An 8,454-nucleotide genomic window follows, 5' to 3' on the forward strand; every position below is an offset into this window, starting at 1 on the left:
CTCGGCCTGATCCGACCCGACGGCGGCCGGATGGCGCTGCTCGGTCTGTCGCCCGTGCACCACCGGCATCGGTACGCCCGCCCCGCTGGGGTGGGACGGGCGCACCGCCCCCGTCGGATGTCGTCACCGACAACGCACAGCGAGTCTGCTCAGGACCACTGTCGATCCGCTCTCAGATCACTATCGCCTGGCTGCGGCGATTTGTGATCGCCGGACTACTCTGCTGAAAGGTGCGGCGGTGAGGCGGGGGAGCAGATGCGGTTCGGGATCCTGGGGCCCCTGCGGGTCGGCGGTGGCGAGTCCACTGTCACCGCGGGTCGGGATCGGGTCGTACTCGCGATGTTGTTGCTCCGGGCCGGCCGGTTGGTGCCGGTGGAGGAGCTGATCGACGCGGTCTGGGAGGAGAATCCTCCGGCCACCGCCCGTGCCCAGTTGCAGACGTGTGTGTCGCGGTTGCGTCGTCGTTTCGCCGAGTTGCAGCTGCCCGGGGATGTCATCGTCACCGACCCGGTCGGGTACGGCATCCGCACCGCCCCGGACGACCTGGATGCCGAGGTCTTCGCCCGTACGGTCGAAGCGGCCCGGGCCGCCGCCGTGACCGGTCGTCCGGCTGAGGCGGGTGAGCGGTTCCGCGCGGCCCTGGCGCTCTGGCGCGGGCCGGCGCTCGGCGGCATCCCCAACCGCAGCGTCCGCCGTCGGGCGCAGACGCTCGACGAGCAGCGCCTGACTGTGCTGGAGGAGTGCGTCGAGGTCGAGTTGCGCCTCGGGCGGGCCGCGGAGTTGATTGGGGAACTGGCCGAGGGCGTCGATCGGCATCCGCTGCGGGAGCGTCTGCGAGGCCAGCTGATGTTGGCGCTGTCGTCGGTGGGCCGGCAGGCCGACGCGCTCACGGTGTACCGGGAGGGCCGGCGGTTCTACGCCGACGAGTTGGGCATTGAGCCGGGTGCCGCGTTGCAGGAGCTGCACCAACGCGTACTCGCCGGCGATCTGGCCGTGACCCGCCCGGAGGAGCGGTCCTTCACCCAGGTCCGGGCGCTGCCCCGGTCGATCAGCGACTTCACCGGACGGCAGGAGACGCTCGGTCGGCTGGTGAAGGAGATCGAGGAAGACGACGCCCGAATTCAACTCCTCGACGGCATGGCGGGCAGCGGAAAAACCACGCTGGCCGTGCACATCGCCACCGCGCTCGGGGACCGCTACCCCGACGCGCACCTCTTCATCGACCTGCACGGGCACAGCGAACGAGCACCGCTGCCGGCCACCACCGCCCTTGCCGCGCTGCTCCGCCAGCTCGGCGTCCCCGGCGACCGGATGCCCGCCGACACCGACGAACGCGCTGCCCTGTGGCGCAGCCAACTGTCCGGACGGCGGGCGATCGTGGTGCTCGACAACGCCGCCAGCGCCGCTCAGGTTGCACCGCTGCTGCCCAGCGGCCGGGACACCCTCACCCTGATCACCAGCCGCCGCCGGCTCGTCGGGCTGGACGGTGGCAAGCCGACGTCGCTGGCTGTGCTGGACCCCGAGGAGGCAGTGGAGCTGCTCGGGCGGGTGCTGGGTCCCGACCGGGTCGCCGCCGAGCCGGAGGCGGCTGCCGAGGTGGCCAGCCGTTGCGGGTACCTGCCCCTGGCGATCCGGCTGGCGGGGGCCCGGCTCGTCCACCGGCCCCGGTGGCAGGTCCACGACCTGGCGGACCGGCTCGCCCCGGGACGGGACACCCTGACCAAGCTGTCGGCCGGCGAGCGTTCCGTCGGGCAGGCGTTCTCCCTGTCGTACGCGCAGCTCGAACCCGACCAGCAGCGGATGTTCCGGCTGTTGGCGCTGCACCCGGAGGGGTCGTTCGACGATCGGGTGGCGGCGGCGGTCGTCGACCTGCCCCTGCCGGAAGCCCAGAGTCTCCTGGACAATCTCGCCGACTCGCACCTCGTCGACGAACCGGCACTCGGCCGATTCCGGTTCCACGACCTCATGCGCGAGTACGCCCAGCAACTGCTGGAGACCAGCGAGACGGCAGCGAGCCGAAGGTCCGCCACCGTCCGGCTTCTTGATCACTACCTGCACGTGGCGCACGCTCTCGCCAATCAGATGGAACCGGTGGCCAGCCGTTCCGCCCTGGTGCTGCCGGAACCCCCGCGAGCCGATCTGGTGCAGAAGTCGGCTGCGGATGGGGCCGCCTGGTTCGACGCCAACCGGGCCGCGCTGCCGGCGCTGGTGCGGCTGGCCGCCGCAGAGGGGCAACTGGAACGTTGCTGGCAGCTGGCCCGCACGTCCTGGTTCCACCTGTTCATGAGCGGCCACCTGGACGAGCTGGTGGACGTCCACACAGTCGCGTTGCGCGCCGCCGAGCAGCTCGGTGACGCGGGGGCCATCGCCACCGTGCAGAACTATCTCTCCTCGGGCTACTTCCGGCTCGGGCGGTTCGCGGAGGCCATCAAGTTGATGGAGGTCGCGCTTCGACTGCGTCAGCAGCTCGGCGACCGGCGTGGTGAGGCGACTGTCCGCCGGAACCTGGCCGTCGCGTACGGGGCGAACTGGCAGCTTGCTCCCGCGTTGGTCCACTCCGCCGCGGCGCTGGCGCTCGTCTCCGCCAGGGACCAGCCGGCGGAGGTCGTCGCGATGCTCAACAACCAGGCGATCCTGCTGATGGCCTGGGGCCGTTACCCGGAGTCGCGGCGGGTCTCGCGGCGTCAGCTGAGCCTGGCCCGCGAGATCGGGGACATGAGCGCCCTGTGGAACGCGCTGGGGCACCTGGGCGCGGTGCGGGCGCGACTCGGCGACTACGCGGGTGCACGCCGGTTCCTGCGGTTGACGTTGCAGTTCAAACGCCGCCAGGTCAACCGCTTCGGCGAGGGTGAGGTCCTCAACGAACTGGGCGCGATCGAGCGGATCCTGGGCCGGCCCGAGGCCGCCGCGACGCTGCACCGCGAGGCGCTCGGCGCGGTGACGAAATCCGGAGACCGCACCGGCGCCTGCGTGTCGCGCAACTTCCTGGCCCGTGCGCTTCTCGACCAGGGGGACGTCACCAGCGCTGCCGACCTGTACCGGCGTGTGCTCGCCGAAGCCGTCCGAATGGGTGCCCGGCACGAGCAGGCCCACGCGCTGGACGGGATCGCCCGCTGTCTGCGGGACACCGACCCGGCCGCGGCCCGGTCACACTGGATCCGCGCGCTGGACCTGTTCCGGCAGATCGAGTCGCCGGACCAGCACGAGGTGAGCCGACTGCTCACCGAGTTGGGCTGATGGGCCATCAGCGGTCTGCCGGCGGCGGGGCAGCTCACCGTCGGCCAGCACCGAGCGGTCCGACACGCGTGGAAGCGCCAGGCTTTCGCCTGGCGCTTCCGGCGTCGGTAGTTCTGCACCGACATCGGTACGCCCGCCCCGCTGGGGTGGGACGGGCGCACCGCCCCCGTCGGATGTCGTCACCGCCAACCTGGAACAAGTTTCCGGTGTGCCGCACTCGATCCGCTCTCACATCGCTATCACCGTGCTGTGTCGGGCGGTGATGACGGGACTACGCTGCTGGTTGGTGCGCCACGGGGGTGGAGGAGTAGATGCGGTTCGGGATCCTGGGGCCTCTGCGGGTTGGTGGTGGTGAGGCCACTGTCACCGCGGGTCGGGATCGAATCGTGCTCGCCACGCTGCTGTTGCGGGCCGGTCGGCTCGTGCCCGTCGACGAGTTGGTGGACGCCGTGTGGGAGGACAGCCCCCCAGCCACCGCCCGGGCCCAGTTGCAGACCTGCGTGTCCCGGTTGCGCCGCCGGTTCACCGAACTCGACCTCGCACCCGAGCTCATCGTCACCGACCCGGTCGGATACGGCGTCCGGACCACCCCGAACGACCTGGATGCCGACGTCTTCGTTAGAGGCGTGGAGACGGCCCGGGCCGCCGTTGTGGCCGGCCGGTTGGCCGAGGCGCGTACAGGTTTCCGCGCCGCCCTGGCGCTGTGGCGAGGGCCGGCACTCGCTGGCATCCCCAGCGTCAGCGTCCGTCGTCGGGCGCAGGCGCTCGACGAGCAACGCCTCACCGCGCTGGAGGAGTGCGTCGACGTCGAGCTGCGGCTCGGCCGGGCCGCGGAGCTGATCGAGGAACTGGCGGAGAGCGTCGATCGGCATCCCCTGCGGGAACGCTTGCGTGGTCAACTGATGCTGGCCCTGTCGTCGGTCGGGAGACAGGCGGACGCCCTCGCCGTCTATCGGGAGGGCCGACAGACATACGCCGACGAGTTGGGCATCGAACCGGGCGCCGAATTGCAGGAGCTGCACCAGCGGGTGCTCGCCGGCGACCTCGCCCTGGCCGGTCGACCGGCTCAACCCGTCGGCCCGGTCCGCTCACTGCCCCGGGCGATCGGGGATTTCATCGGTCGGCAGGAGACGGTGGCCCGCCTGGTCAAGGAGATCGAGGAGGACGGCACCCGGATCCAGGTGGTCGACGGGATGGCCGGCAGCGGCAAGACCACGCTCGCCGTACACGTCGCGACCGCGCTCGCCGACCGTTATCCCGACGCCCAGCTCTTCATCGATCTGCACGGGCACAGCGAACGCCGACCGTTGACGCCGGCCACGGCCGTGGCGGCCCTGCTGCGCCAGCTCGGCGTGCCGGCGGAGCGGGTGCCGGAGAACCTTGACGACAGGTTGGCGCTGTGGCGGATCGAGTTGGCCGGTCGGCGAGCGTTGGTGGTGCTGGACAACGCCGGCACCGCCGACCAGGTGGCCCCGCTGCTGCCCAACGGCCCGCACTGCCTGGTCCTCATCACCAGTCGTCGTCGACTGGTCGGGCTCGACGAGGGTCGGCCGTCGTCACTGCCGGTCCTCGACGCCGATGAGGCGATCGAACTGCTCGGCCGGGTTGCTGGCCTAGATCGGATCGCCGCCGAACCGGAGGCGGCGGCCGAGGTGGCGCGTCGCTGCGGCCACCTGCCGCTCGCCATCCGGTTGGCCGGCGCACGCCTCGCGCATCGGCCTCGCTGGAGGGTCGCGGACCTCGCCGAGCGGCTGGTCACCGGAGCGGGTCCGCTGGCCGAGCTGACCGCCGGGCAGCGCTCGGTGGGGCAGGCGTTCGCCCTGTCGTACGAGCAGGTCTCACCGACGGCGCAGCGGCTGTTTCCGCTGCTCAGCCTGTATCCGGGGGGACGCCTGGACAGCCGAGTTGCCGCCGCCCTTGCCGAGCTGCCCCTGACCGACACCCAGGACCTGCTTGACGAGTTGGTCGACGCGCACCTGGTGGACGAGGTGCAGCCGGGCTGGTACCGGCTACACGACCTGCTCCGTGAGTACGCCCGGCTGCTGCTCGCCGGCCCGGAGCGGCACATCGAGCGCCGGGCCGCAGTGGAGCGGCTGCTGGACCACCATCTGTCCATCACGTTGGCGATCGCCCGGAGGATCGAGGCGGCGGGCAGTCGCCGCAACATTCCCGCGGACACGCCCCGGCGTCCGGATCTGATGGCTGTGCCGGTGGCCGAGGGGTGGGGGTGGTTCGAGGAGAACCACACCGGGCTCACCGCCCTCGTTCGGGTAGCCGAGGAGGAAAGCTTCCCGGTTCATTGCTGGAAGCTGGCCCGGGCCTGCTGGCGGCTCAACTTCGAGGGCGGGCACCTCGACGAGCTGATCGAGACCCACACGATCGGGCTTCGCGTAGCCGAGCGGCTGGGCGACGAGGCGGCCATCGCCCTGATGCTGAACTACCTCTCCTCGGCGTACTTCCGGCTGGCCCGCTTCCCGGAGGCGATCCGGTCGATGGAGGTGGCGCTCAGGTTGCGCCGCCAGCTCGGGCTGCGCGGCGACGTGCTCAGCACGCTCTGGAATCTCGGCATCTCGTATGCCGCGAACGGTGACTTCCGGCAGGGCAAGGCGAAGTTCGACGAGGCACTCAGCATGATCCGCAGCCTGGCCGACGTGCATGAGCTGACCAATCTGTTGCACAACCTGTGCTACGCGTTGATCCGGTGGGGGCGGTACGACGAGGCCCTGCGCCACGCCCGACTGCATCTCCTGCTGGCTCGCCAGGCGAAGGACCTCCGGCAGACCCACAATGCGCTGGGGCATCTCGCGATAATCCGGCACCGGATGGGCGACCTGGGTCCTGCCCGCCGCCTGCTGCGGGTCGCGCTGTCCCTCAAACGCCGGCTAGGCGACCGTTTCGGCGAGGGAGAGGTGCTCAACGAGATCGGCATGATGGAACGCGTCGCCGGCGACCCGGAACGTGCCGCCGCCCTGCACCGGGACGCGCTGGTAGCGATGATGGAGGCCGGCGACCGGATGGGGGAATGTGCGTCCCGCAATCTGCTGGCCCGGGCGATCCTGGAGCAGGGGGACGCCGCCAGCGCGCTCGACCTGCACCGCCGGGTGCTCGCCGACGCCAGCCGGCTCGGCGCCCGCTACGAGAAGGCCTGGGCGTTGGAGGGCGTCGCCCGCTGCGTACGGGCCACGGATCCGACGGCGGCCCGCGCGCACCTGGAGCAGGCGCTGACGCTGTTCCGGCAGATCGAGTCGCCGGACCGGCACGAGGTGGAGAGGCTGCTCACCGAGTTGGGCTGACGGATCATCTGCGGGTCGGCCACGGGCGCGGCAGGATGGTACGCGTGACGACTCCAGAGGCGACCGGTTACCGCATCGAACGCGACTCGATGGGCGAGGTGGAGGTGCCCGCCGAGGCGCTGTGGCGGGCGCAGACCCAGCGTGCGGTGCAGAACTTCCCGATCTCCGGCCGGGGCATCGAACCGGCCCAGATCAAAGCCCTCGCCCAGATCAAGGGTGCGGCGGCCGAGGTCAACGGCGAGCTTGGCGTGATCGACGCGAACGTGGCCGCCGCCATCACCGCCGCCGCCGCCCACGTGGCCGACGGTGGTTACGACGACCAGTTCCCGGTGGACGTCTTCCAGACCGGCTCGGGCACGTCGTCGAACATGAACACCAACGAGGTGATCGCCACCCTGGCGAGCCGTGAGCTGGGCTCACCGGTGCACCCGAACGATCACGTCAACGCCTCCCAGTCGAGCAACGACGTCTTTCCGTCCTCGATCCACCTGGCGGCCACCCAGTTCATCGTGGAGGACCTGCTGCCGTCGTTGGCGCACCTTGCCGCCGCGCTCGAGGCCAAGGCCGCGGAGTTCGAGACGGTGGTCAAGGCGGGGCGTACGCACCTGATGGACGCCACACCGGTCACCCTCGGCCAGGAGTTCGGCGGGTACGCCGCCCAGGTCCGCTACGGGATCGAACGGCTGGAGGGCGCGCTGCCCCGACTGGCCGAGCTGCCGTTGGGCGGCACCGCCGTGGGCACCGGGATCAACACCCCGCTCGGCTTCGCCGCCGCGGTGATCGACAAGCTGCGCGAGTCGACCGGGTTGCCGTTGTCCGAGGCGCGCAACCACTTCGAGGCGCAGGGCGCCCGCGACGCGCTGGTGGAGACTTCGGGGCAGCTGCGGACCCTTGCGGTAGGCCTCTACAAGATCGCTAATGACATCCGGTGGATGGGTTCCGGCCCGCGCGCCGGCCTCCGTGAGTTGCGCATCCCCGACCTCCAGCCGGGCTCGTCGATCATGCCCGGCAAGGTCAACCCGGTCGTCGCGGAGGCGATGCGGCAGGTCTGCGCCCAGGTGATCGGCAACGACGCGACGGTGGGCTTCGCCGGCTCGCAGGGCGACTTCGAGCTGAACGTGATGCTCCCCGTGATGGGCCGCAACCTACTGGAGTCGATCCGGCTGCTGTCCGCGGTGAGCCGGCTCTTCGCCGACCGGCTGGTGGTCGGCCTCGTCGCGGACGCCGAGGTCTGCCTGGCGTACGCCGAGGGTTCGCCGTCGATCGTCACCCCGCTCAACCGCTACCTGGGGTACGACGAGGCCGCGTCGATCGCCAAGGAGGCGTTGGCCAAGCAGACCTCGATCCGTGAGGTGGTGATCTCCCGGGGCCACGTCGACTCGGGCAAGCTCACCGAGACCCAGTTGGACGAGACGCTGGACCTGCTCCGGATGACCCACCCCTGACCTGCTCGGCGCGGACACCGCGTGGTGCCGTCCAGCCGAGGAAGCGGGTGAAGAGCGCTGCCGGGTCCGGGCCGTCGTGCGGGTTGAGCCGGTACAGGTCGGCCGCCGCGTCGTGGAGGACCGTGCACAGGTAGACGCTCAACGCGATCCGGTCGTGGGCGTACTCCTGGCAGAGGGTGAGCCGGGCCACCGGGCACGGCCACGGCGCGGCGCAGACCCGGCAGAGCCAGAGCGGGCGCAGTGGCAGGTGCGTGCGGCGTGGAGTCGGCGCTCGGTCGTCCAGGGTGGTCCGGGACATGGTGTTGCCGTCCTTTCGAGCTGACTCGTTTGTGGCATCACCCCCGCCGTCCGCCCCACCGCCCAAACTGCCGAGATCTTGGACAGGCCCGGGGGACGTACATCTTCCCGCCGAAGCCGTCGCTGCGCCTGGTGGCCGACACGTTCGCGTACTGCCGCAAGGAGGTGCCGAAGTGGAACAC

4 protein-coding genes and 1 pseudogene are annotated in these 8,454 nt (G+C 71.0%); 4 read left to right on the forward strand and 1 reads right to left on the reverse strand.

Translation table 11 applies throughout. The features are described from left to right. The first annotated feature begins 255 nt into the window (after positions 1–255). The 3 genes from ACWCO3_RS27050 (at position 256) to ACWCO3_RS27060 (ending at position 7,975) form a co-directional block, all read left to right on the forward strand. Positions 256–3,237 carry an AfsR/SARP family transcriptional regulator gene (locus ACWCO3_RS27050; protein WP_358163389.1) on the forward strand — a complete coding sequence of 994 codons (2,982 nt, stop codon included), beginning with the start codon at positions 256–258 and terminating at the stop codon, positions 3,235–3,237. Between the two features lie 311 nt (positions 3,238–3,548). After that, complete coding sequence (locus ACWCO3_RS27055) at positions 3,549–6,530, forward strand: AfsR/SARP family transcriptional regulator (RefSeq protein ID WP_358163391.1); 2,982 nt, start codon at positions 3,549–3,551, stop codon at positions 6,528–6,530. A gap of 35 nt (positions 6,531–6,565) precedes the next feature. After that, positions 6,566–7,975: a class II fumarate hydratase gene (locus ACWCO3_RS27060; RefSeq protein WP_208744916.1), complete on the forward strand. Its 1,410-nt coding sequence runs from the start codon at positions 6,566–6,568 to the stop codon at positions 7,973–7,975. On the opposite strand, the gene ACWCO3_RS27065 is transcribed toward ACWCO3_RS27060, so the two are convergent. Beyond that, positions 7,920–8,273, reverse strand: coding sequence for a hypothetical protein (locus ACWCO3_RS27065; RefSeq protein WP_145778649.1), 354 nt, complete (start codon positions 8,271–8,273; stop codon positions 7,920–7,922). The two genes, ACWCO3_RS27060 and ACWCO3_RS27065, sit on opposite strands and share 56 nt — an antisense overlap. 86 nt (positions 8,274–8,359) lie before the next feature. Between ACWCO3_RS27065 and ACWCO3_RS27070 the strand changes: the two are divergent. Then, a pseudogene (locus tag ACWCO3_RS27070) lies at positions 8,360–8,454 on the forward strand (methylmalonyl-CoA mutase family protein); the annotation flags it as partial.

This window comes from Micromonospora sp. NPDC002411 (assembly GCF_053592955.1).